This window comes from Pseudomonas sp. FYR_5, from assembly GCF_043106315.1.
Lineage (GTDB): Bacteria > Pseudomonadota > Gammaproteobacteria > Pseudomonadales > Pseudomonadaceae > Aquipseudomonas > Aquipseudomonas putida_Y.
Window position 1 is genome coordinate 24,845 of record NZ_JBICMK010000054.1, and the last position, 22,855, is coordinate 47,699.

General features: G+C 63.2%; 22 protein-coding genes. 11 read left to right on the forward strand and 11 right to left on the reverse strand.

Translation table 11 applies throughout. The features are described from left to right. Positions 1–40: 40 nt before the first annotated feature. The 3 genes from ACF8RA_RS07980 to arsC are packed head-to-tail and all read right to left on the reverse strand — an operon-like array spanning position 41 to position 1,402. The gene (locus ACF8RA_RS07980) at positions 41–454 is read right to left on the reverse strand and encodes a DUF2069 domain-containing protein (RefSeq protein ID WP_176682783.1); all 414 of its coding nucleotides are present in this window, start codon (positions 452–454) and stop codon (positions 41–43) included. Next, positions 447–1,052, reverse strand: coding sequence for an NAD(P)H:quinone oxidoreductase (wrbA, locus tag ACF8RA_RS07985; protein WP_176682784.1), 606 nt, complete (start codon positions 1,050–1,052; stop codon positions 447–449). Before wrbA ends, ACF8RA_RS07980 begins: the two co-directional genes overlap by 8 nt. Continuing rightward, positions 1,049–1,402 (reverse strand): arsenate reductase (glutaredoxin), encoded by a 354-nt coding sequence (gene arsC / locus ACF8RA_RS07990; RefSeq protein ID WP_103469350.1) that lies wholly within the window; start codon positions 1,400–1,402, stop codon positions 1,049–1,051. Before arsC ends, wrbA begins: the two co-directional genes overlap by 4 nt. An 85-nt stretch (positions 1,403–1,487) precedes the next feature. On the opposite strand from arsC, the gene ACF8RA_RS07995 reads away from it, so the two are divergent. Then, a complete protein-coding gene (locus ACF8RA_RS07995; RefSeq protein ID WP_010952706.1) occupies positions 1,488–1,952 on the forward strand; it encodes a peroxiredoxin family protein in 465 nt (154 codons plus the stop codon). Positions 1,953–2,067: 115 nt separating this feature from the next. Here the strand turns inward: ACF8RA_RS07995 and ACF8RA_RS08000 are convergent, their stop codons facing one another. The 4 genes from ACF8RA_RS08000 to ACF8RA_RS08015 form a co-directional block, all read right to left on the reverse strand. Next, positions 2,068–2,472 (reverse strand): META domain-containing protein, encoded by a 405-nt coding sequence (locus tag ACF8RA_RS08000; RefSeq protein WP_021782541.1) that lies wholly within the window; start codon positions 2,470–2,472, stop codon positions 2,068–2,070. Then, a complete protein-coding gene (locus tag ACF8RA_RS08005; protein ID WP_176685503.1) occupies positions 2,469–2,906 on the reverse strand; it encodes a hypothetical protein in 438 nt (145 codons plus the stop codon). The genes ACF8RA_RS08000 and ACF8RA_RS08005 overlap by 4 nt, the downstream gene beginning before the upstream one ends. A 31-nt stretch (positions 2,907–2,937) precedes the next feature. Continuing rightward, positions 2,938–3,927 carry a 2-hydroxyacid dehydrogenase gene (locus ACF8RA_RS08010; RefSeq protein WP_176685502.1) on the reverse strand — a complete coding sequence of 330 codons (990 nt, stop codon included), beginning with the start codon at positions 3,925–3,927 and terminating at the stop codon, positions 2,938–2,940. 76 nt (positions 3,928–4,003) lie between these two features. Further along, the gene (locus tag ACF8RA_RS08015; RefSeq protein WP_176685501.1) at positions 4,004–6,757 is read right to left on the reverse strand and encodes a response regulator; all 2,754 of its coding nucleotides are present in this window, start codon (positions 6,755–6,757) and stop codon (positions 4,004–4,006) included. Positions 6,758–6,950: 193 nt separating this feature from the next. Here ACF8RA_RS08015 and ACF8RA_RS08020 point away from each other — a divergent pair, with 193 nt between their 5' ends. The 10 genes from ACF8RA_RS08020 (at position 6,951) to ACF8RA_RS08065 (ending at position 19,684) form a co-directional block, all read left to right on the forward strand. Then, complete coding sequence (locus tag ACF8RA_RS08020; RefSeq protein ID WP_176685500.1) at positions 6,951–7,670, forward strand: response regulator transcription factor; 720 nt, start codon at positions 6,951–6,953, stop codon at positions 7,668–7,670. Between the two features lie 3 nt (positions 7,671–7,673). After that, positions 7,674–9,065: a sensor histidine kinase gene (locus ACF8RA_RS08025; RefSeq protein ID WP_176685499.1), complete on the forward strand. Its 1,392-nt coding sequence runs from the start codon at positions 7,674–7,676 to the stop codon at positions 9,063–9,065. Positions 9,066–9,206: 141 nt separating this feature from the next. Further along, positions 9,207–10,106 (forward strand): cysteine synthase CysM, encoded by a 900-nt coding sequence (gene cysM / locus ACF8RA_RS08030; protein ID WP_010952713.1) that lies wholly within the window; start codon positions 9,207–9,209, stop codon positions 10,104–10,106. Next, the gene (rlmD, locus tag ACF8RA_RS08035; protein ID WP_392518999.1) at positions 10,107–11,465 is read left to right on the forward strand and encodes a 23S rRNA (uracil(1939)-C(5))-methyltransferase RlmD; all 1,359 of its coding nucleotides are present in this window, start codon (positions 10,107–10,109) and stop codon (positions 11,463–11,465) included. A 96-nt stretch (positions 11,466–11,561) separates the two neighbouring features. Next, the gene (gene relA, locus ACF8RA_RS08040; protein ID WP_176685497.1) at positions 11,562–13,802 is read left to right on the forward strand and encodes a GTP diphosphokinase; all 2,241 of its coding nucleotides are present in this window, start codon (positions 11,562–11,564) and stop codon (positions 13,800–13,802) included. Between the two features lie 124 nt (positions 13,803–13,926). Continuing rightward, positions 13,927–14,760 (forward strand): nucleoside triphosphate pyrophosphohydrolase, encoded by an 834-nt coding sequence (gene mazG, locus ACF8RA_RS08045; RefSeq protein WP_176685496.1) that lies wholly within the window; start codon positions 13,927–13,929, stop codon positions 14,758–14,760. A gap of 26 nt (positions 14,761–14,786) precedes the next feature. Further along, on the forward strand, positions 14,787–15,326 hold the full coding sequence (locus ACF8RA_RS08050; RefSeq protein ID WP_176685495.1) for a DUF2058 domain-containing protein: 540 nt from the start codon (positions 14,787–14,789) through the stop codon (positions 15,324–15,326). A 266-nt stretch (positions 15,327–15,592) separates the two neighbouring features. Beyond that, the gene (locus ACF8RA_RS08055) at positions 15,593–16,933 is read left to right on the forward strand and encodes a cytochrome C (RefSeq protein ID WP_176685494.1); all 1,341 of its coding nucleotides are present in this window, start codon (positions 15,593–15,595) and stop codon (positions 16,931–16,933) included. A 4-nt stretch (positions 16,934–16,937) separates the two neighbouring features. Next, complete coding sequence (locus tag ACF8RA_RS08060) at positions 16,938–17,429, forward strand: sorbitol dehydrogenase (protein ID WP_104962419.1); 492 nt, start codon at positions 16,938–16,940, stop codon at positions 17,427–17,429. After that, complete coding sequence (locus tag ACF8RA_RS08065) at positions 17,426–19,684, forward strand: GMC oxidoreductase (RefSeq protein WP_392519001.1); 2,259 nt, start codon at positions 17,426–17,428, stop codon at positions 19,682–19,684. The genes ACF8RA_RS08060 and ACF8RA_RS08065 overlap by 4 nt, the downstream gene beginning before the upstream one ends. 100 nt (positions 19,685–19,784) lie before the next feature. On the opposite strand, the gene ACF8RA_RS08070 is transcribed toward ACF8RA_RS08065, so the two are convergent. The 4 genes from ACF8RA_RS08070 to purM all read right to left on the reverse strand — a co-directional run bounded on the left by ACF8RA_RS08070 (position 19,785) and on the right by purM (position 22,598). After that, entirely contained in the window at positions 19,785–19,967 is a 183-nt protein-coding gene (locus tag ACF8RA_RS08070) for a hypothetical protein (protein WP_021782528.1), read from the reverse strand. 200 nt (positions 19,968–20,167) lie between these two features. Beyond that, complete coding sequence (locus ACF8RA_RS08075; RefSeq protein ID WP_176685492.1) at positions 20,168–20,878, reverse strand: DUF3108 domain-containing protein; 711 nt, start codon at positions 20,876–20,878, stop codon at positions 20,168–20,170. 8 nt (positions 20,879–20,886) lie between these two features. Continuing rightward, positions 20,887–21,540, reverse strand: a complete 654-nt coding sequence (purN, locus tag ACF8RA_RS08080) for a phosphoribosylglycinamide formyltransferase (RefSeq protein ID WP_176685491.1) — start codon at positions 21,538–21,540, stop codon at positions 20,887–20,889. Continuing rightward, entirely contained in the window at positions 21,540–22,598 is a 1,059-nt protein-coding gene (purM, locus tag ACF8RA_RS08085) for a phosphoribosylformylglycinamidine cyclo-ligase (RefSeq protein WP_003252437.1), read from the reverse strand. The genes purN and purM overlap by 1 nt, the downstream gene beginning before the upstream one ends. Between the last annotated feature and the right edge of the window lie 257 nt (positions 22,599–22,855).

Genomic DNA, 22,855 nt, shown 5'->3' on the forward strand with positions numbered 1-22,855 from the left:
CTGTGCAGTACCTGTGGGAGCGGGCGTGCCCGCAAAAAATCTAACTGCCTTCGCCTGCCATGCGCCGCTCATGCTGGAACTTCCAGCGCACGTACAGTAGCCCGGCAATGAACAGCCCCAGGCTCACCAGCACTTCAAGCCAGCCGAATACCGCCCGGGCCGGGTCGAACGCCGCCAGCACGCCCTTGATGAAATAGATATTCACCACGAAGCAGGTCCAGGCATGCGCCCGGGCGCTGCCTTTCAGCATGCCTGGCAGCAGCAACAGCAACGGCACCAATTCGATCGCCAGGATCACCTCGACCCGGGCCCCGTGCAGGTTGGCGAACCACAGGTTGTTCACCACCAGCAGGGCGATCAGGCCGAAGAAGCATGCCAGGCTGAATGCCCGCGTCAGGCGCAGGCGTGGTACCAGCCATTGCAGCGGTGGCAATACCTTGGGCTTTCTAGCCACGCGCCGCCTCCAGGGCCTTGGCCGTGGTCGCCAGGCGTTGGCCCAGGGCGCGGCACAGGGTGATTTCGTGGGAGTCGAGTTCGCGCTTGCCATCGGCACCTGCGTGGTGGCTGGCGCCATAAGGCGTGCCGCCGCCGCGGGTCTCGAGCAGTGCCGACTCGCTGTAGGGCAGGCCCATCACCAACATGCCGTGGTGCATCAGTGGCAGCATCATCGACAGCAAAGTCGTTTCCTGGCCGCCGTGCAGGCTGGCGGTGGAGGTGAACACGCCAGCCGGTTTGCCGACCAGCTCACCGCCTAGCCAAAGGCTGCTGGTGCCATCCAGGAAGTACTTGAGTGGCGCTGCCATGTTGCCGAACCGGGTCGGGCTGCCCAGTACCAGGCCTGCGCAGTGGCGCAGGTCATCAAGGGTGGCGTACAGCGCGCCACTGGCCGGAATATCCGGGGCCACCGCTTCGCATTCGGTGGAAATCGCGGGCACCGTGCGCAGGCGCGCCTCCATGCCGGCCAGCTCGATACCGCGGGCGATGTGCCGGGCCATTTCGCTGGTCGCTCCATGGCGGCTGTAATACAGCACCAGGATGTAGGGCGCGCTCACGGCAGGATCTCCAGCACTTTTTCTGGCGGACGACCGACCACGGCCTTGTCACCGGCAACCAGGATCGGCCGCTCGATCAGTTTGGGGTGCTGGGCCATGGCCTCGATCAGTTGCGCGTCGGTCAGTGCCGGGTCGGCCAGGTTCAGTGTTTTATATTCGTCCTCGCCGCTGCGCAGCAATTGGCGCGGGGCGATGCCCAGCTTGCCGAGCAAGGCCTTGAGGGTGGCAGCGTCGGGCGGGGTTTCCAGGTAGCGCACGATGGTCGGGGCCAGGCCGCGGGCTTCGAGCAGTTCAAGGGCGCCGCGGGATTTCGAGCAGCGCGGGTTATGATAGAGCGTGAGGTCAGTCATGTCGGGTCGCATCCAGCTGGGTGTGGCGGCTATTCTAACCGCAGCGACTGACCAATTTGCTTTAAAACTCGAGAAGGATTGACCCATGGCAAGGCGTTTGGCAGCAGTACTGGCCATCACCGCGAGCCTGTTGCTCGGTGGTTGCGGTGCCGATTATGGCGTGGACCAACACGGTAATACGGTTAAGGCCGAACAGATCGAAGGGCACTGGCTGGTGCTCAACTACTGGGCTGAGTGGTGCGGGCCGTGCCGTACCGAAATCCCGGAACTGAACGCAGCGGCCAAGCAGTGGGCGGCTGATGGCGTCAAGGTGGTGGGGGTGAACTTCGATGGCCTGCAGGGGCAGGACCTGAAGCAGGCTGCCGAAACCCTGGGCATCGGTTTCACCGTGCTGGCCCAGGACCCGGCCGAGCGCTATGACCTGCCGCGTAGCGAGGCCTTGCCGGTGACCTACATCATCGACGACAAGGGCAAGGTGCGTGAGCAGTTGATGGGCGAGCAGACCCTGGAAGGGTTGCAGGCAAAGATCAAGGCCCTGAAAGGCGCCTGATGCATTCGGGGCCGTTCTGCAGCCCTTCGCGGGCACGCCCGCTCCCACAGGGGGACGCGATAAACTGTGGGAGCGGGCGCGCCCGCGAAGGGCCGCAAAGCGGCCCCGGCAATCCTCAGCCTTCCTCGGGCCAGAAGCGCAGCGGCTTGCCTTCGGCCGGCCAGAAGCGTATCTGCTCCACCGGTGACACATCCCAACGCTCTACCGTTTCCAGCGCCTGCAGGAAGCGCTTTTCCTGTTCCATCAGCGCGGGTGCGCACAGCTTGCGGGTCTTGCCGACCTTGCCGAAGCTGAGGTGCTCGCCATCGAGCGTGTAAGGCGCAAACCAGTGGTTGCAGCCGCCGTTGCCATAGGCACGGCCGTCGCTGGCCAGTGTCAGGGTCAGGTGGCTGTAGTCGATCAGTGGTCGTTCGCCAATCCACTCCAGCACGTAGCTGCGCTCCTGCTGCAGCTTGGAAGGTTCTGTGGCGCAGCCGAGCAGGCCGGTTGCAATCAGCACGCCGGTCAGCAGATTCTTCACTCGGCGCTCTCCTGGCAACGTGGGCACAGGTGTTTTTCGCCACGGCTGGCCCAGCCCAGCTCTGCGATACGGGCACTGGCAGCCGGTTGACGAGCTGCCTTGCCGAGCTTGGCGTCTACCGCGAACTCGAAGCCCAGCACCGCATCGCAGCGATCGCATTCGACCTGCCAGGTGAGGATTTCCAGCTCGTTGAACACCGGGCCGCTCGCCACGGCAACCCACTGGCCGCGTGGGTTGATCAGGTGGCGCACGCTTTCCACGGTCAGGCGCATGGACAAATCCTTGCTGCCCTTGAGCGTGACCAGCAGGCTGTCGCCTTTGTGCATCGAGCCGCCGTTGCCGGTGACCTGATAGCGGCCTGGCACCAACGCACGGCACTCGATCAGGGTGTGTTGCGGGTTGAAAAGGGTGTAGCGAAAATCGTGTTCGACCATGGGTCCTCCAGAAATGCCGCGTATCCTAGCACTAACCCATTACCAGATTCTGTGGATTGCCTGCCGCCCAGCGGTTGATGTTGTCCAGTGTGGTCGCGGCAATGGCATCCAGCGCCTCGCGGGTGAGGAAAGCCTGGTGGGCGGTGATGATCACGTTGGGGAAGGTCAGCAGCCGAGCTAGCACATCGTCTTGCAAGGGCAGGTCGGAGCGGTCCTCGAAGAACAGTTGGGCTTCTTCTTCGTAGACGTCCAGGCCCAGGTAGCCAAGCTGGCCGCTCTTCAGTGCGTCGATCAGCGCAGGGGTGTCGACCAGCGCACCGCGACCGGTGTTGATCAGCATGGCGCCGGGCTGCAACTGGGCCAGGCTTTGCGCATTGATCAGGTGGCGAGTGTGCTCGGTCAGTGGGCAGTGCAGGCTGATGATGCGGGCTTCGCGCAATAGCTCGGGCAGGGGCATGTAGCGGGCGCCAAGGGCCAGCAGCTCTGGGTTGGGGTAGGGGTCGTACGCCAGCAGCTTGCAGCCGAAACCGGCCATGATGCGGGCAAAGGCGGCACCGATCTGGCCGGTACCGACCACCCCGACGGTTTTGCCGTGCAGATCGAAACCGGTCAGCCCGTGCAAGGTGAAGTCGCCTTCGCGAGTGCGGTTGTAGGCCCGATGCAGACGCCGGTTGAGTGCCAGGATGAGCGCCACGGCATGCTCGGCAACGGCGTGTGGCGAGTAGGCCGGCACACGCACCACGGCCAGGCCCAAGCGCTGGGCGGCGGCCAGGTCGACGTGGTTGTAGCCGGCCGAGCGCAGCGCGATCAACCGCGTGCCAGCTGCGGCCAGGCGCTGCAGCACCGGTTCGCCGAGCTCATCATTGATGAAGGCGCAGACCACCTCAAAGCCATCTGCCAGGGCGGCGGTGTCGAGGGTCAGGCGGGCGGGCTGGAAATGCAGCTCCAGGGTGGTGCCGCGGGCAGCCTCGGTGAAGCTTTCCTGGTCGTAGTGCTGGCTGCTGAACAACAGGGCGCGCATGGTGGAACTCCTTTGCAATGCATGTTTTGGGTGGGGCGCTGCCTGTCAAGGCATACCCAGCGAGGCCCAGATCCACTCAAGCGCTCAATCTGGCCTGTGCCGCCAGCCGGCTGATCGCGCTGTCCAGTTCATCCAGGGCCTGCTGCGCCTGCGGATTGTCCTGCTTCAGCAAGGTTTCGCTGCGTTGGCACGCTGCCCTTAATTGCGGCACGCCGCAATAGCGTGAGGCACCGTTCAGACGGTGTACTTGCTCGATCAGGCCATTGCGGTCATCGGCTGCGCGGGCGGCGCGTATGGCTTCACGGTCCGTATCCAGCGACGCCAGCAGCATGCTCAGCATGTCAGCCGCCAGATCTGCCTTGCCAGCGGCCAGGCGCAGGCCCTCTTCGGGGTCGAGTACCTTCAGTTCGTCGCCGTTGGTCAGCAACTCGGCCTGCGCCTGCTGCGGTGTGCCCAGGCTCAGGCCGGTCCACTTCATCACCACCTGGGCCAGTTGCCGTTCGCTGATCGGTTTGGTCAGGTAGTCGTCCATGCCGCTGTGCAATAACGCACGTTTTTCGTTGGCCATGGCATGGGCCGTGAGGGCGACGATCGGCAGCGGATTGCCGCTTTGGGTGTTCTCCCACAGGCGGATCTGTTCAGTACAGGCGCGGCCGTCCATGCCGGGCATCTGCACATCCATCAGCACCAGGTCGAACAGCTCGCCCTGCACGGCCTGTACCGCCGCATGGCCATTGTTGACGGCCAGTACCTCGGCACCCAAGTCTTCGAGCAGGGTTTTCACCAGCAGCAGGTTGGCGGCATTGTCGTCGACGCAGAGTATTTTCGGTCGGCGCTGGCCATTGGGGTTATTTGCATCGGCCAGCGGTCGACGTGGTTGCACCAGTTCCAGCAAGAGACGCCGCAGCTTGCGGGTGCAGGTCGGCTTGGACAGCAATTGGCCATGGCCGTTAGGCAGGTATGGGTGGTAAAGCGCCTGCTCGGTGGTCGGGCACAGCACCACGCACTGGCAGTGGTAACGCTCGAGCTGCTGGTGATAATGGCCCAGTTGCTCGGGCGACAGGTTGCCCAGGTTGGCCCCGAGCACCGCGAACTCGAACGGCAGGCCGGCCTGGCTGGCGGCCTGCACCCCCTGCAGCAACTGGTCATAGGAGCCGAAAAGGCTCACGCTGAGGCCGCAGTCTTGCAACTGGTGCTCCAACGCCTGGCGTGCCAGTTCGTGGCCATCGACAATGGCGGCACGGCGGCCCAGCAATGGCTGCGGTGGCAGTTCTTCAGCATCGTCATGCGCCTTGGGCAGGTTGAGGCTGATCCAGAACTGCGAACCTTCGCCAGGGGTACTGTCGACGCCGATCTCGCCGCCCATCTGTTCGATCAGGCGCTTGGAAATCACCAGCCCTAGACCGGTGCCGCCGGGCTGGCGGGCCAGTGAGTTGTCAGCCTGGCTGAAGGCCTGGAACAGTGTGCGCACATCCTGTGGTGACAGGCCGATGCCGGTGTCCTGCACGCTGATGCGCAACTGCGCGCAGTCTTCGTGCTCGTCTTCCAGCATGGCGCGCACGACGATGGTGCCTTCGCGGGTGAACTTGATGGCATTGCTGACCAGGTTGGTGAGGATCTGCTTGAGCCGCAACGGGTCGCCAACCAGCGAAGCAGGCGTGTCGCGGTAGATCAGGCTCAGCAATTCCAGCTGCTTGGCGTGGGCGGCCGGAGCGAGGATGGTCAGGGTGTCCTGGATCAGGTCACGCAGGTTGAACGGTATGCTGTCGAGCACCAGCTTGCCGGCTTCGATCTTGGAGAAATCGAGGATCTCGTTGATGATTCCCAGCAAGTTGTCAGCAGACTTCTCGATGGTGTTCAGGTAGTCGAGCTGGCGGGGTGTCATCTCGCTTTTTTGCAGCAGGTGGGTAAAACCGAGGATGCCGTTGAGCGGGGTGCGGATTTCGTGGCTCATGTTGGCCAGGAACTCCGACTTGATGCGGCTGGCCTCAAGTGCCTCTTTGCGCGCCATGTCCAGCTCGATGTTCTGGATTTCGATGGTTTCCAGGTTCTGGCGCACGTCTTCGGTGGCCTGGTCGATGCTGTGCTGCAGTTCTTCGTGGGCGTTTTGCAGGGTTTCGGCCATGCGGTTGATGCCGTGGGCCAGTTCGTCCAGCTCATGGCTGCCCAGGGTCGGCAGGCGTTCCTCGAGGTGCCCGTCCTTGAGCTGGTTGACCGCGTGCTTGATGCGCTCGATAGGGTCGTTGATGGTGCGGCTCATGCGCAGCGCCAGCAGGCCACTGAGTGCCAGGCAAGCGAGGATCAGCAACAGGCTGGTGAACAGGTTGCGGTAGCCGCGCAGCAGCGTGCCGTCGTGCGACAACTCGATCTCTACCCAGCCCAGCAGGCGATCGGCTTCGGCGGGCACGGCGTCGGTGGCCAGGTCACGGTGGTGGCCGAACACTGGCATCAGGTAGCGGGTGGCGTCGTTGCCACTGCGCTGCAGGAGTTGGGTGCCGGTACCGCCGCTGGGCGGCAGGTTGAGCATGCTCGGGCCTGCGTGGGCCAGGCGCGTGCGGTCTGGGGCCAGGAACGCAACTGCGCGCACATCGGCCTGCTCCAGGGTTTGTGCGGCAATTCTCTCCAGTTGCGCAGGCGCGAGCCGGGCCATGGCGGGTGCGGCCAGTGGCGCCAGTTGTTCGGCGATCATTTTGCCGCGCTGCAACAGCTGGGTGCGCAGGTCGTTCTGTTGCAGCCAGGTGAAATAGCTACCCAGCACCAGGGCCATCAAGCCGGCCGGCAGCAGTGCCAGCAGCAAGACCCGACTGCGGATTCCCAAACGATCGAGCACAATCGCCTCCTCTGATGTGCCTGGATGCCGTCAAGTGGTAACGGCCAAGCCGCGAAGTTACTCCGCCTGCGGCACCATTGCATCTCTTTAGTATGTGTCATGCGCTGTTGCCGGGGTATTGGTCGCAACGCGGTTGCCTGGCAGGTGGCGAATGCTCAATAATCGCTCAATTGAGAATTAATGGCAGTTGCCAATGAATCCTGTAGCTATTTACAACTCCAATATCCTTGCCATCGAGGACGACCCGGTTCTTGGTGCCTATCTGCAAGAGGAATTGCAGCGCGGGGGCTTCCAGGTCACCTGGTGCCGCAATGGCCTGGAGGGCCTGGAAACGGCTGGCCGCCAGGCTTTCGATGTTGTGCTCATGGACATCCTGCTGCCCGGGCTTGATGGGCTGGACGCCTTGGCGCAGTTGCGCAGGCGCAGCGCCACGCCGGTAATCCTGATGTCGGCGCTGGGAGCCGAGGCCGACCGTATCAGCGGCTTTCAGCGCGGTGCTGACGATTACCTGCCCAAGCCATTCAGCATGGCCGAGTTGCAGGTGCGCATCGAGGCGATTCTGCGCCGCGTGGCCCTGGAGCGGCGGCATCAAGGCCCGCTGGAGCAAGCCAACTGCGGCGAGCTGCAGTTCGACGAGGGGTTGTGTGACGTGTGCCTGGATAATCGCCTGGCAGGTCTGACCCCCAGCGAATACCGCGTGCTGGACATCCTCAACCGCAACCTCGACGAGGTCCTCAGCAAGCCGTTCCTGTACCAGCAGGTGTTGCAGCGCGGCTATTCACGGCACGACCGCAGCCTGGACATGCACGTCAGCCAGATCCGCCGCAAGCTCAAGGGCATCGGTTATCACGAACGGCAGATCCGCACCGTGTGGGGCAAGGGTTACGTGCTCAGTGCCGGCGAGGCAGAGTGAACCATGCTCGACCGCCATTCGCTGTTCTGGAAGCTGGCCATCTTGCTGGTGGGCTTCTGCCTGCTGATGATCGGCCTCAGCTATACCTGGGGCCGGCATATGGAAACCCAGAACGCCTTCCTCTCGCAGCCGGCACGGCAGACGTTGCTGGGCTATGCCGCCGAAGCTGAAAAGGCCTGGCGCAGCGGCGGTCGGGCAGGGCTGGACCAATGGGTGGCGGCCATGCATCAGCGCGAACGGGGCTGGGTTGGCGTGCTCGACATCAACCTGCGGCCGCTCGACAACGCCACACTCAACCCGCAGATCATGCAGCGTCTGACGCGCCTGCGCGGTGTCGATTGGCCCATGAGTCGGCGCAGCGTCGACCAGCCGTGGGTGCGCATACCGTTCCCGGGGGCGCCGGAGCAGGGCATGCTGGTGATCGAGCTGCCGCAGCGCTTCAATCCGGGCCAGCACCGCGTGCTGTGGCGCATCGTCACCAATGGCATTATCCCGGGGCTGTTCACCTTGCTGTTGTGTGTAGGCCTGTACCGCATGTTGATCGTGCCGCTCAATCAACTTCGCGAGCAGGCCAATGCCTGGCGGGCCGATCAGCTGTCGGCCCGCCTGGACTCGCGCACCATCGCCCGGCATGACGAGTTGGGCGAACTGGCGCGTGCCTTTGACCAGATGGCCGAGCGGCTGCAAGGCACGGTGGCTATGCAGCAGCAGTTGCTGCGCGACCTGTCCCACGAAATGCGTACGCCGCTGAGCCGGCTGCGGGTGGCCTGCGATGGTGAAACCGACCTGCAGCGTCTGCGTGATCGCCTGATCCGTGAAGTGGACTGCATGCAGCAACTGGTCGAAGACACCCTGCAACTGGCCTGGCAGGACGCCGAGCGTGCGCCGATGAACCTGGAGCCGATCGAGGTCCACGCCTTGTGGGAGTTGCTGGCCGAAAATGCCAGCTACGAGAGCGGCTGGTCGCCTGCGCAATTGCGCTGCGAAGTGCCGGCCGACTGCTGGGTGCAGGGCAACCTCAACCACCTGGCTCAGGCGCTGGAGAACATGTTGCGCAATGCCATTCGTCACTCGCCGGCCGAGGGGGTGGTGCGGCTGGGAGGCCAGCGCGAAGGCGGTTATTGGTGGCTATGGTTGGAGGATGAAGGTGGCGGTGTGGCTGAAGAGGACCTGGAGCGGATCTTCGCGCCGTTCTCGCGGCTGGACGGTTCTCGGCCGGGGGATGGGGGCTTCGGTCTGGGCTTGAGCATCGCCCGCAGTGCCATTCAGCGCCAGGGCGGGACCTTGTGGGCGCAGAATGGCAAGCGCGGGTTGCGCTTGTGGATGAAGTTGCCGTTGCATGTGCCGGCCTCTTCGCGGGTAAACCCGCTCCTACAGGCTAGCGGATCCCCGTAGGAGCGGGTTTACCCGCGAAGAGGCCAGCACATGTCACACCGTTATAGCTTGTAGCTATATGCACTACAGATTGCGTGATATGGCCGCGAAGGGTTTGCCGGTATGATAGGCACCCCGCCGTCCGGATTGCGAAATACGCCCATGACCTTGCAGTACCCAACCATCGCCGATTGCGTCGGCAATACGCCACTGGTTCGCCTGCAGCGCATCGCTGGCGAAACCAGCAATACCCTCCTGCTCAAGCTCGAAGGTAACAATCCCGCCGGCTCGGTGAAGGACCGCCCGGCACTGTCGATGATCGCTCGCGCCGAACTGCGTGGCCAGATCAAGCCAGGCGATACCCTGATCGAAGCCACCTCAGGCAACACGGGCATCGCCCTGGCGATGGCGGCGGCGATCAAGGGCTACAAGATGATCCTGATCATGCCCGACAACTCCACCGCCGAGCGCAAGGCCGCCATGACGGCCTATGGCGCCGAGCTGATCCTTGTGACCAAGGAGGAGGGTATGGAAGGCGCCCGTGACCTGGCCGAGAAGCTGCAGGCCGAAGGCCGTGGCCTGGTGCTCGACCAGTTCGCCAACGGCGACAATCCGATCGCCCACTACAACAGTACCGGCCCGGAGATCTGGCAGCAGACCCAGGGCACCATTACCCATTTCGTCAGCTCCATGGGTACCACCGGTACCATCATGGGCTGCTCGCAGTACCTCAAGGAACAGAACCCTGCGGTGCAGATCATCGGCCTGCAACCGATGGAGGGCTCGGCCATTCCGGGCATTCGCCGCTGGCCCGAGGAATACCTGCCGAAAATCTTCGACGCCACCCGCGTCGACCGCGTGGTCGACATGTCGCAGCAGGAAGCCGAAGACACCACCCGTCGCCTTGCGCGTGAAGAGGGCATTTTCTGCGGCGTGTCTTCTGGTGGTGCGGTCGCGGCCATGTTGCGTCTGTCCCGCGAAGTGGAAAATGCCGTGATGGTTGCGATCATTTGCGACCGCGGCGACCGTTATCTGTCCACTGGCCTGTTTGACCCACGCTAAATGTCCAAGAAAAAAAGCAACAGCGGCCTGCGCTTCCAGCCGGCCGGCGGCAATCGCACCTCCCAGGTCCCAGTGGGCAAGAAGCAACGGCTGGACATCGAGCGCCTGGCCGGTGACGGCCGTGGCATCGCCTTCCTCGACGGGCGTACCTGGTTCGTCAGCGGCGCCTTGGCCGGTGAGGCCGTGGAGGCACGCGTGCTCAATGCCCGTGGCAAAGTGGTCGAAGCCCGCCTGGAGCGGTTGCTGCAGGCCGGGCCCGAACGCCGTGAGGCGCCATGTCGCTACTACGACCGCTGCGGTGGCTGCAACCTGCAGCACCTGCCGCACGAAGCGCAACTGGCGCTGAAGCAGCGCACCCTCGCCGAGCAGTTGCAGCGGGTGGCCGGCGTGCAACCCGAGGAATGGGCCACACCCCTGAGCGGGCCGGAATTCGGCTACCGGCGCCGGGCCCGTGTGGCCGTGCGCTGGGACGTCAAGGCGCGTCAACTGGAGGTGGGGTTCCGCGCCGAAGCCAGCCAGGACATCATTGCCATCGACGATTGTGCCGTGCTGGTACAGCCCTTGCAGTCGATTCTGCGCCACTTGCCGACGGTGCTGCGCTCGTTGAGCAAACCGCAGGCTCTGGGCCATGTGGAGCTGTTCAGTGGCACCGCCGAGGCGGTTCTGGTGCGCCACGTCATGCCGTTGCCGGCTGAGGACCAGGCCAGGCTGCAAGCGTTCTGCGAGCAAGCCAATGCCCAGCTATGGCTGCAAGGCGAAGCTGAGCCGGCGCCCGTGGACCCTGCTGCGCAGTTGGGCTTTGCCCTGGCACCTTGGCAGCTGGAGCTGGCCTGGCGCCCGGGCGACTTCGTGCAGGTGAATGCCCAGGTCAATACCGCGATGATCGAGCAGGCCTTGGCCTGGCTCGCGCCACAGGCCGACGAGCGTGTGCTGGACTTGTTCTGCGGTCTGGGTAACTTTGCCCTGCCGCTGGCTCGCCAGGCGCGTGAGGTGGTGGCAGTGGAAGGTGTGCAGGCCATGGTCGATCGGGCCGCGGCCAATGCCCGGAACAACAATGTGCATAACGCACGGTTTTTTCAGGCCGATTTATCGCAGCCTTTGGCAGGCACCGGATGGGCCGCCGAGGGCTTTTCTGCGGTACTCTTGGATCCACCGCGCGACGGTGCTTTCGAGGTGGTGCAAGGCATCGCCCGCCTCAAGGCCAGAAGGCTGGTCTACGTATCGTGCAACCCGGCCACGCTGGCGAGAGACGCCCAAGTGCTGGTCGGCCAGGGGTACCGGTTAAAAAGGGCCGGGATTCTCGACATGTTTCCTCAGACGGCGCATGTCGAGGCCATGGCGTTATTCGAAGCGGGCTAGCTGACTGGCCCCTTGGTGCGGTTGCCACGGAATGGCGGCCGCACGGTGATCGCCAGCACATCCGTATGGTGTGCTGCATGGAAAGGTAAAACAAAGATGGTACAGGTGAGAGTGCACCAGCCGGTCAACACTGACGGCAGTATCAATCTCGAAGCATGGTTGGACCATGTGGTAAGCGTCGATTCGGCACTGGATCGCGCAGCGCTGAAAGAAGCCTGCGAGTTTGCGCATGAGGTAGAGAAAAAGGGCAACCCGGCCAAGCATTCCTGGGCGGATGGTACGTCCAGCTTCCAGGCTGGCCTGGAAATCGCCGAAATTCTGGCTGACCTCAAGCTCGACCAGGACTCCCTGGTGGCTGCGGTCATCTACCGTTCGGTGCGCGAGGGCAAGGTCACCCTCGCCGAAGTCAGCCAGTGTTTTGGCCCGGTGGTCTCCAAGCTGATCGACGGCGTGCTGCGCATGGCCGCCATCAGTGCCAGCCTCAGCCCGCGACAGTCGCTGGTGCTGGGTTCGCAGGCGCAGGTCGAAAACCTGCGCAAGATGCTGGTGGCCATGGTCGACGACGTGCGCGTGGCACTGATCAAGCTGGCCGAACGCACGTGCGCAATCCGTGCGGTCAAGTCCGCCGACGACGAGAAACGCCTGCGCGTCGCGCGTGAAGTGTTCGACATCTATGCGCCGCTCGCGCACCGCCTGGGTATCGGTCACATCAAGTGGGAGCTGGAAGACCTCTCCTTCCGCTACCTGGAGCCCGACCAGTACAAGCAGATCGCCAAGCTGTTGCATGAGCGGCGGCTGGACCGCGAGCGCTTCATCAGCGACGTGATGACCCAGCTGCAGAACGAGTTGCTTGCCACTGGCGTAAATGCCGACATCAGCGGTCGGGCGAAACATATCTATTCGATCTGGCGCAAGATGCAGCGCAAAGGCCTGGAGTTCAGCCAGATCTACGACGTGCGAGCGGTGCGCGTACTGGTGCCGGAAATCCGCGACTGCTACACCGCGCTGGGCATCGTGCACACCTTGTGGCGACATATTCCCAAGGAGTTCGACGACTACATCGCCAACCCCAAGGAGAACGGCTACCGCTCGTTGCACACCGCGGTAATCGGCCCCGAGGGCAAGGTGCTGGAGGTGCAGATCCGCACCCACGGCATGCACGAAGAGGCCGAGCTTGGGGTATGCGCCCACTGGCGCTACAAGGGCACGGACGTCAAGCCCAGCTCCAACCACTACGAAGAGAAGATTTCCTGGTTGCGCCAGGTGCTGGAATGGCACGAAGAGCTGGGCGACATCGGTGGCCTGGCCGAGCAGTTGCGGGTCGATATCGAGCCTGACCGGGTTTATGTGTTCACCCCCGACGGCCACGCCATCGACCTGCCCAAGGGGGCCACGCCACTGGACTTCGCCTACCGCGTGCACACCGAGATCGGCCACAACTGCCGCGGCGCCAAGATCAATGGCCGTATCGTGCCGTTGAACTACAGCCTGCAGACTGGCGAGCAGGTGGAGATTATCACCAGTAAGCACGGCAACCCCAGCCGAGACTGGTTGAACTCCAACCTGGGCTACGTCACCACCTCGCGGGCGCGGGCCAAGATCGTCCACTGGTTCAAGCTGCAGGCTCGCGACCAGAACGTTGCCGCCGGCAAGACCTTGCTTGAGCGCGAGCTCAGTCGTCTGGGCCTGCCGCAGGTTGATTTCGAGCGCTTGGCCGAGAAGACCAACGTCAAGACTGCCGAAGACATGTTTGCCGCGCTCGGTGCTGGCGACTTGCGCCTGGCTCATCTGGTCAACGCTGCCCAGCAGTTGCTGGAGCCCGAGCGTATCGAGCAGATCGAACTGGTGCCGCGCAAGCCTACCGGTCCGCGTACCGGCAAGCGTGGCGACATCCAGATCCAGGGTGTCGGCAATCTGTTGACACAAATGGCCGGCTGCTGCCAGCCGCTACCGGGCGATGCCATTGTCGGTTACATCACCCAGGGCCGTGGCGTGAGCATTCATCGCCAGGACTGTGCCTCGGTACTGCAGCTGGCGGGCAGGGAGCCAGAGCGCATGATCCAGGTGAGCTGGGGGCCGATCCCGGTGCAGACCTACCCGGTCGACATCGTCATCCGTGCCTACGACCGCCCGGGTCTGCTGCGCGATGTGTCGCAGGTGCTGCTGAACGAAAAGATCAACGTGCTGGCGGTGAATACCCGATCGAACAAGGAAGACAACACCGCGCTGATGTCGCTGACCATCGAGATCCCCGGCCTGGACGCACTGGGGCGCCTGCTGGGGCGGATCTCGCAGTTGCCGAACATCATCGAAACGCGGCGTAATCGTACCCCTTGAGACTGTGGCGCCAGCTTCGCGGGCTTGCCCGCTCCCACAGGATGGATGCAGGTTTGGAAATCTGCACCGTACCTGTGGGAGCGGGCAAGCCCGCGAAGCAGCCACCACCGAAGGACCTGCCTGTATGACCTACACCCTTGACGACCTGCTGCATCTCATGGCCCGTCTGCGCGACCCGCAGTACGGCTGCCCGTGGGACCTGAAGCAGAACTACGCCAGCATCGTCCCGCACACCCTCGAAGAGGCCTACGAGGTCGCCGACACCATCGAGCGCGGCGATTTCGAGCACCTGCAAGGTGAACTGGGCGACTTGCTGTTCCAGGTGGTCTATTACAGCCAGCTGGCCCGGGAGGAGGGGCGTTTCGAGTTCGACGGCGTGGTCGACAGCATCACCCGCAAGCTCATCCGCCGTCACCCGCATGTATTCCCCACTGGCGAGCTGTACGCGCCGATGGATACCCCCGGTTTGAGCGATGCGCAGGTCAAGTCGCGCTGGGAAGAAATCAAGGCCGAAGAGCGCGCGGAAAAAAGCCAGCCTGAACAGCTTTCGCTACTCGACGACGTTCCGGCAGCCTTGCCGGCGCTGTCGCGGGCAGCCAAACTGCAAAAGCGCGCGGCCACGGTCGGTTTCGACTGGCCAGCGGCATTGCCGGTGCTGGACAAGGTCCGTGAAGAGCTTGATGAAGTGCTGCAGGCCATGGCCGACGGTGATGTCGATGCCCTTGAAGATGAAATGGGTGACCTGCTGTTCGCCACCGTCAACCTGGCACGCCACCTCCAGCAGGACCCGGAGCACGCCTTGCGCCGCGCCAATCGCAAGTTCGAACGACGCTTCCGTTTTATCGAACAGGCATTGCGCGACAGTGGCCGCCCCATTGAAGATTGTGACCTTGACGAGCTGGATGCCCTTTGGGGGGAAGCCAAACGTCAGGAAAAGAACCTGCCCAGCTGCGGCTGAGCTGTTGCATAAGTGAGTGAGTATTCATGAGCCTTTCCCTTCGCGACCAATTGCTCAAAGCCGGTCTGGTCAACCAGAAACAGGTCTCGCAGACCAACAAAGCTGAAAAGAAACAAAAGCGCATGGAGCACAAAGGCCAGGTCGAAGTCGACGACAGCCAGCAGCGCATGGCCAAGGAAGCCATGGCTGAAAAAGCCAGGCGTGACCAGGAACTGAACCGCCAGCAGCAGGAAAAGGCCGAGCAGAAGGCCCGTGCCGCGCAGGTCAAGCAACTGATCGAGGCCACTCGCCTGCCCAAGCTGAACACCGAGGATTACTACAACTTCGTCGACGACAAGAAGGTCAAGCGCATTGCCGTCAACGCCCTCATGCGTACCAAGCTGAGCAATGGTGCGCTGGCCGTGGTAGCCCATGCCGGTGGCTACGAGGTTATCCCCCGTGAGGCCGCATTGAAGATCCAGGAGCGCGACCCTGGCCGTATTCTGCTGCTCAATAGCCATGTCGAGGAAGCGGACGAAGACGACCCGTACGCGGCTTACAAGATCCCTGATGATCTGATGTGGTAAACAGTAAAACACCGCTCTGGCGGTAACGCGGTTCATTCAAGATCGCCAGGGCCGCTTTGCGGCCCTTTTGCGACGCAAGGTCGCTTCTGCGGCGCGATCAGTCAGCTGTGCCATTGCCTTGGTTCCTTCCGTTCGTCGGACATTTCCTAGGGTTTTGGCACAGCGGCTAGCCTCCAGCTTAGCGTCAGGGATAGCGCTGAACATTCGGTCCAGGAAGGGCCAGTACGCCTCGTCGTCCCGACGCTTTATCTGCTGAGGAGACGATAATGAAAATAACCCTGAAACGGTTGGCGTGCCTGGGTGCAAGTTTCACCAGCGCGTTCGCCATGGCCGATGCGGCCAGTCCGCCGGTGCTGTCACCTGCGATTCCCTTCGACGTTACCGCCAATCCCCCTTTCACCCTGGACAACCTGCAACACGATTTCGACGTGCTGTCGTGGCAGACCTTCGTCGCCCTGAACTGGCCCGCCAACGCCGACGGCAGCGCCAACACCTCGGCGCAGATCGGCGCACCCGGCAAGACGGTGTGGGAGTCGTGGAAAGAGAGCTACGAGATCTTCCTGCCCAAGGGACAGAAACCCGTTGCCTGGGATCAGCAGGCACCCGTGCCCGCAGCCTGCCAAGGCAAGGGTGACTTGCCGGTGCTGCAGCAGATGGGCAAGGTCGCCGGCGTGCTCGATGAGTTCATCCAGCCGTTCAAGACCGGCCCGTTGGTCGACCAAAGCGGCACCTACACGCGCAACGCGATCATGGTCAACAAGCCGATGTTCGATGACATCGTCAACAATGGCCTGTACAGCAAGGAAGGCCAGCAAGCGTTCCTGAGCAAGGCTGACAACCGCATCGCTTTCGCCTGTGGTTCGCAGAAGGCCCAGCAGGTCGGTGCGATCATGGTCAAGTCGGCCTGGAAAGTGCTCGATGGCAGCGACAACCCGCAGGAGTTCCACGCCGTCGACGCGCTGGTCTACACCCCCGGCAACGCCGACCCGAACAAGGGGGCGCTGATCCCCGAGTCGTGCAATGCGCAGAAGGTCGGGCTGGTAGGCCTGCACATCGTGCACAAGACCGAAGGTGCACCACAGTGGGTATGGTCGACGTTCGAGCACGTGCGCAACGTGCCGGAAAAGACCACGCCCATGAACGAGCGCAAGGGGCCCTACCTGTTCTACGACGCCCAGGCCAGCGACCGCCCGGTGAACGAGCCGCCCGCGCAACCGTGGGACCCGTCGAAGAAGGCCATCCCCTCGCAGATCGTGCGTGAAATTCCCATCACCGCCGCCACCCAACAGCTCAACGCACAGTGGCAAGGTGCGCTCAAGGGCACGGTGTGGGCCAACTACCACCTGATCAGCACCCAGTGGCCCACCGCCCCGGCCGATGACTGCCAGGTGCCGTCACCGACCAACCCGTTAGGTACGCCTGCGCCGAACTTCCTGGCCAACGCCACCCTGGAGACCTACAACCAGGGCACCACCCCGCAGGCCTCGTCCAGCTGCATGGAGTGCCACAACAACGCGACCACTCGCGTGACCCAGTCACCGCGCACCAGCTTCGCCGATTTCACTTTCCTGCTTGAACGTGCCCAATCCACCGGCGCCAAGGAGTGATGCCATGAGCGACCAGAACCTGCAAAACTTCATCGGCTTGTCCGCCGTGCTCACTGGCCTGTCGGCCAAGCTGCTGGCGCCTTCCGTCGACCCGATCAACCTGCCGCCGGTGTTCTTCGCCACCGCCCAGCAAGGCATGGGCCTCGAGGCGTTCAGCAGCCTGCTGGAGCTGTACGCCAGCATCCAGAGCCAGCCGCCCGCGCAAATCGCCAGCGCCGTGCTCGATAACGCGAACCCGCAAATCGCCCAGGGCGCCCGCTCGATCATGAAGCTGTGGCTGCTCGGCAGTTGGTACCAACCCTACGACCTGGGCAACGCGCGCACGGGTGACACGCGCGTGGTCTCCGACCAGGCCTACAAGGAGAGCTGGGCGTGGAAGATCGCCCAATCCCATCCCATGGGCTACAGCCAGTTCCACTTCGGATACTGGGGAGAGCAGCCACCGACCCTCAAGCAATTCACCGGAGTCGACGCCAAGGAAGGGCAGCAGCCATGAGCAATGTACAAACCCAGAACATCGAAACCGCCGATGTGATCGTGGTGGGCGCCGGCATGGCCGGCAGTGTCATGGCCTACCAGTTGGGCCTGGCCGGGTTGAAAGTGCTGGTGCTCGAATCGGGCCCGGCCATTCCGCCCAATCGCAGCGAGTACCTGGAGCGCTTCTACACCGCGGTGCTCAAAGCGCCCGAATCGCCGTACCCACCTGAACAGAGCGAGCAGACCCCGGCCACGCAGTTCGCGCCACGGGCGACCATCCAGGACCTGATCACCGCGGGTAGCCAAGACCCGGACAAGGCGCAGAAAAGCTACCTGGTGCAGAAGGGACCGCAACTGTTCGCCAGCACTTACGAGCGGGTAGGTGGCGGCACCATGTGGCACTGGATGGGCACGGCCCTGCGCCTGTTGCCCAACGACTTTCGCATGCGCACTGCGTACAACGTCGGGGTCGACTGGCCGATCAGTTACGACGATCTGCAGACCGCCTATTGCCGCGCCGAAGAGGAGATGGGCGTGTCCGCCGATGTCGCCTCGCAGACTTACCTGGGCGTGACGTTCCCGCATGGCTACAAATACAGCATGCATGGCATCCCGCCGTCGCTGGTCGACCAAGGCCTGGGCGAGAACGTCACGGGCACGGTATACCAGAGCCCGGAGAAGGGGCCCGACGGCAAGCCGTACCCAGGTGTCACCCTCAATGTCCGGCAGACCCCGGCCGGGCGCAACTCGCAGAATGATAACGGCCGTCGGGTGTGTGCAGGCAACACCAGTTGCACACCGATCTGCCCGATCCAGGCCAAGTACGATGCCACCGTGACCATGGCCAAGGCACTGGATACCGGCAACGTGCGCATCCTCTACCAGACCGTGGCAAGCCAGGTGCAGGTCGATGCCAATGGGGTCACGGGAATCGACTTCATCCAGTATCAGAACAACGGCGCGCGCCAGAACGGCACGGCCCAGGGCAAGCGCTACGTGATTGCCGCCCACGCGATCGAAACACCGAAGCTGCTGCTCAACTCCATCGGCCCGAACAGCCCTAAAGGGGTCGCCAACAGCAGCGGCCAGGTCGGCCAGGCGTTGGCTGACCACCCGGTGTACCTGGCCTGGGGCCTGATGCCCGAAGGCAAGCCGCTGTTCCCGTTCCGTGGGCCATTGTCCACCTCGGGGATCGAGGACATGCGCGATGGCCCGTTCCGCAGCCAGCGTGCCGCCTGGCGTATCGAAATCGGCAACGAGGGCTGGAACTGGTCGGTGAACGACCCCTACACCTCGGTCTGCGATTTCATCGACGGGACCAACCACGGCGGCGCTAACCCCAACAAGCTGGCATTGTCCGGCCAGGCGCTGGTGCAGCAGCTCAACAGCGTGCTGACCCGCCAATTCCGTCTGGGCTTCTTGGTCGAGCAGGTGGAGAAAGACCCGGACAAAGCGCTGTGCCGGGTGGAGAGGAGCACGGAGTTCACCGACGGCCTGGGCCTGCCTCGGCCACAGATCACCTACGAACTGTCCGACTACACCAAGGAGGGTTTCAAGCAAGCGCGCCTGGCCGCCACGCACATCATCACCGAGCTGATGGGCGCCACCGAGCTGACCGACCTGAACCCTAAGCTCGAGCCCGGCTCGCAAACGGTGTTCGAGTACGACGGCCAAAACTACGCGTTCTACGGCGCTGGCCACCTGATGGGCACCTACCGCATGGGCTCGGACCGCACCAAGTCGGTGGTGGACAAGGACCAGCGCAGCTGGGACCACCCCAACCTGTTCCTGGTCGGCGACGGTGTGTTCCCCACCACCGGCACCGCCAACCCGACCTTGACCATCACCGCGTTGACCTTCCAGGCCGCCGATGTGGTGGCCAGCGACCTGCTCAAGCGTACCGTACAGGTGCAGGCCAACCAGGCATGGCAGGGCACGGGCATGCAGATCAATGGGCAGAGCTGGCAGTTGGCGGTCTGTACGGGCGGGCAGTGGACGGCCAACCCGGCCACCGGCATGGTTGGCGCGCAGGGCAACCCAGCGTTGATCGCCAAGCAGGGCTACACCCTGCCGGGGCAGAACGAAGGGGCGTTGATCGGGCGTATCGGCAACAGCGGCGTGCCGTTCCTGGTCGGCAACCAGATGCAATTGCCGCGTGGCCAGCAGGGAGAGTTGCAATTGTGCATCAATGACGACTTGGACGGCCGTTACGGGGCTGGCCTGAGCGATAACCTGGGCAGCCTGTCGGTGGAGGTGCGTTTCGGGTCGGTGTAGACCCTGTCATGGCAACCCCACAAGGCTCCGGCACTGCCGCAGTATTGTGGGGTTGTTCTTCGAGCCCGGGTGAATCAGGGATTCGCGGCAATGCGCTGGGTCATTGTGTAGCGCGCTGGTTTTCCAGGTCTTCAAGCTCAACGCGGTATTGGTGCGCTTCGTGTTCGTTATGGAACATGCCCACCAGTTGGCCTTGTTGGTACACATCCCAGATCCGCACGCCAGCGGCCAGGCCTTCGTGGGACATTTTCGATTCGTCGCGTTCGGTTACTTGGACAGTCATCGTTAAACTCCACTTCTTCAAGATGGCTGCGACAGTGTGTCGCACGTCTTCTTTATAGAGTTTGTTAGCAGACTAAGTAAATAAAACAGGCATGAAACAAGTTTCATGAAGCTGGGAGGTGTGCTGCCTCGATGGGCTTCTTCGCAGCAAAGAAAAGCCCCGCACTGGGCAGGGCTTCAGGTGTTGCAGGCAGTGCCGGATCAGTTGCCCTTCACCGGCTTGCCATCGACCGTGCCATCCTGCAGCACGATCACGTACTCCTTGCCATCGGTCTCTACCTGGCGCAATTGCACCAGCAGGTAGTCCCAGTTCTTGGCAAACCATAGCTCGGTGATGCGCTTGCTCTGGCTTGGATCGCGCACGCGCTCGACCTTCACTGCATCGACCTGGCCGGTCTTGGTGGTGACCTTTTCGGTGCCCAGCACGCGGAAGTCGTAGGTGTCGATTTCGTCGCCGTCGACCACCTGGTAGGTCATGCTTTTCTTGCCCGCGGCCACGTCGTGCTGCAGGGCCAGCTGGTAGGACGACTTGTCCAGTACGCCGCGGTTCAGTGGCAGGCTGACGGCATCGCCACGGTCGCTGCCGGTGACCTTCTTGGTGCTCCAGTCGAAGTCCAGGTCGACCTTCTTGGCCTTGCCCAGGCCGCCGCGCTCGAAGTGGTACTTCTGCGGCAGCAGGGTGTCGTTTTCCATGCGCAGGGTGCTTTGCTCGGTCAGGCTGGCGATCATCATGGAAGCCTTGAAATTAAGGTCCCAGGTACCGTTGGCATTTTTGACCAGGCTGCGCTCGGCGGTGCCGCTCATGGGCAGCTGTTTCCAGTCGGCCGTGTAGCTGGCCGAGAAGGGCTTCAGATCAGCTGCCTGGAGGGGCAGGGCGAGCACGGCGAGAGCCAAGAGCAGGGCGCGACGCATAAATTCTCCTAGGATCGAATCAAGTGACCGCTGGCCGCCAGTGGCTGGCCGTCCAGTAATGCACCCTGTTCGCCAAGACGCAAGCGCCCTTCAGCGAACCAGCGCACCGCCAGTGGGTAGATCAGGTGTTCCTGATGGTGTACCCGCTGTGCCAGGCTTTCGACGGTGTCATCAGACGCCACCGGTACCACAGCCTGTACGACCAGTGGGCCGCCATCGAGTTCCTCAGTCACGAAGTGTACGCTGCAGCCATGCTCGGCGTCGCCAGCTTCCAACGCCCGGCGATGAGTATGCAGGCCCTTGTACTTGGGCAGCAGCGATGGGTGGATGTTGAGCAGGCGGCCCTGATAGTGGCGCACGAAGCCGCCACTGAGGATGCGCATGAAGCCGGCCAGCACCACCAGGTCCGGGGCAAAGCCGTCGATGCGCGCCATCAGCGCGGCATCGAAGGCTTCACGGCCGTTGAACTGGGTGTGGTCGAGCACGACGCTGTCGATGCCGGCCGCTGCGGCGCGTTGCAGGCCGTAGGCATCGGCGCGGTTGGAGACCACCGCGCGGATACGCACCGGGCTGTCCTGCCCTTGGCAGCTGTCGATCAGGGCTTGCAGGTTGCTGCCGGAGCCCGACAGCAGTACCACTACATTGCAGGCATTGCTCGGCATCAGTGTGCCTTGAGGTTCTGCAGCTCGACCTGGGCAGCGCCTTCGGCGGCTTCGGCGATGTGGCCGATTACCCATGGCTGCTCACCGGCGGCGCGCAGTTCGTTCAGGGCGGCTTCGACCTGGTCCTGGGCCACGCAGATGACCATGCCCACACCGCAGTTCAGTACGCGGTGCATTTCGTGCTCGTCGACGTTGCCTTTTTCCTGCAGGAAGTCGAACACCGCCGGTCGCTGCCAGCTGGCCACGTCAACCACGGCCTGGGCGTTTTTCGGCAGTACGCGCGGGATGTTGTCCAACAGGCCGCCGCCGGTGATGTGGGCCATGGCCTTGACTGCGCCAGTGTTCTTGATCAGCTGCAGCAGCGGCTTGACGTAGATGCGGGTCGGCGCCATCAGCAGGTCGGTCAGCGGCTTGCCGTCCAGCTGGGTGTTCTCGATATCGGTAGCCGAGACTTCGAGGATCTTGCGGATCAGCGAGTAGCCGTTGGAGTGCGGGCCCGAGGACGGCAGGGCGATCAGCGCGTCGCCGGTGGCAACCTTGGAGCCGTCGATGATTTCGGCCTTTTCCACCACACCTACGCAGAAACCGGCCAGGTCGTAGTCTTCACCTTCGTACATGCCAGGCATTTCGGCGGTTTCACCACCGACCAGCGAGCAGCCGGCCAGTTCGCAACCGGCGCCGATGCCGGTGACCACGGTGGCGGCCACGTCAACGTTCAGCTTGCCAGTGGCGTAGTAGTCGAGGAAGAACAGCGGCTCGGCGCCGCAGACGACCAGGTCGTTGACACACATGGCGACCAGGTCCTGGCCAATGCTGTCGTGCTTGTTCAGGTTAAGTGCCAGGCGCAGCTTGGTACCGACGCCGTCGGTGCCGGAGACCAGCACCGGCTGCTTGTAGCCGGCCGGGATCTCGCAGAGGGCGCCGAAGCCACCCAGGCCACCCATGACTTCAGGGCGTGCGGTGCGTTTTGCCACGCCCTTGATGCGTTCGACCAGTGCTTCGCCGGCGTCGATGTCTACACCGGCGTCCTTGTAGCTCAGGGAGGGTTGCTTGCTCATTGATCCAGGCCTTTAGGAGGGAGGGATTCTTAAAAACGACCATGACGGCCAAGGCCGGCTGGTAAGCGGCGGCTGCCTGAAACGTCAGTAGTCTGTGAAGGCGCGCGATTTTATCAGGGTTGCCGTGCAGCGGCCATCCTCAGGCCGACGGGCAGGGCATGAAAAAGATAATTAGTTGGGACGTTCGCCTTGAGGGAACAGCCATGCGCCGCGCGGGCGGTGCGCGATCTCACCGGCGCTGCGCCGTTCAACGCGAA

Coding starts and splice junctions, on each gene's coding strand:
- purM (WP_003252437.1), bottom strand. CDS start 22,598: ATGAGCAAGCAACCCTCCCTGAGCTACAAGGACGCCGGTGTAGACATC.
- ACF8RA_RS08005 (WP_176685503.1), bottom strand. CDS start 2,906: ATGGTCGAACACGATTTTCGCTACACCCTTTTCAACCCGCAACACACC.
- ACF8RA_RS08025 (WP_176685499.1), top strand. CDS start 7,674: ATGCTCGACCGCCATTCGCTGTTCTGGAAGCTGGCCATCTTGCTGGTG.
- mazG (WP_176685496.1), top strand. CDS start 13,927: ATGACCTACACCCTTGACGACCTGCTGCATCTCATGGCCCGTCTGCGC.
- ACF8RA_RS08070 (WP_021782528.1), bottom strand. CDS start 19,967: ATGACTGTCCAAGTAACCGAACGCGACGAATCGAAAATGTCCCACGAA.
- ACF8RA_RS08050 (WP_176685495.1), top strand. CDS start 14,787: ATGAGCCTTTCCCTTCGCGACCAATTGCTCAAAGCCGGTCTGGTCAAC.
- ACF8RA_RS08020 (WP_176685500.1), top strand. CDS start 6,951: ATGAATCCTGTAGCTATTTACAACTCCAATATCCTTGCCATCGAGGAC.
- purN (WP_176685491.1), bottom strand. CDS start 21,540: ATGCCGAGCAATGCCTGCAATGTAGTGGTACTGCTGTCGGGCTCCGGC.
- ACF8RA_RS08060 (WP_104962419.1), top strand. CDS start 16,938: ATGAGCGACCAGAACCTGCAAAACTTCATCGGCTTGTCCGCCGTGCTC.
- ACF8RA_RS08065 (WP_392519001.1), top strand. CDS start 17,426: ATGAGCAATGTACAAACCCAGAACATCGAAACCGCCGATGTGATCGTG.
- cysM (WP_010952713.1), top strand. CDS start 9,207: ATGACCTTGCAGTACCCAACCATCGCCGATTGCGTCGGCAATACGCCA.
- ACF8RA_RS08010 (WP_176685502.1), bottom strand. CDS start 3,927: ATGCGCGCCCTGTTGTTCAGCAGCCAGCACTACGACCAGGAAAGCTTC.
- rlmD (WP_392518999.1), top strand. CDS start 10,107: ATGTCCAAGAAAAAAAGCAACAGCGGCCTGCGCTTCCAGCCGGCCGGC.
- relA (WP_176685497.1), top strand. CDS start 11,562: ATGGTACAGGTGAGAGTGCACCAGCCGGTCAACACTGACGGCAGTATC.
- ACF8RA_RS08055 (WP_176685494.1), top strand. CDS start 15,593: ATGAAAATAACCCTGAAACGGTTGGCGTGCCTGGGTGCAAGTTTCACC.
- ACF8RA_RS07995 (WP_010952706.1), top strand. CDS start 1,488: ATGGCAAGGCGTTTGGCAGCAGTACTGGCCATCACCGCGAGCCTGTTG.
- ACF8RA_RS08075 (WP_176685492.1), bottom strand. CDS start 20,878: ATGCGTCGCGCCCTGCTCTTGGCTCTCGCCGTGCTCGCCCTGCCCCTC.
- arsC (WP_103469350.1), bottom strand. CDS start 1,402: ATGACTGACCTCACGCTCTATCATAACCCGCGCTGCTCGAAATCCCGC.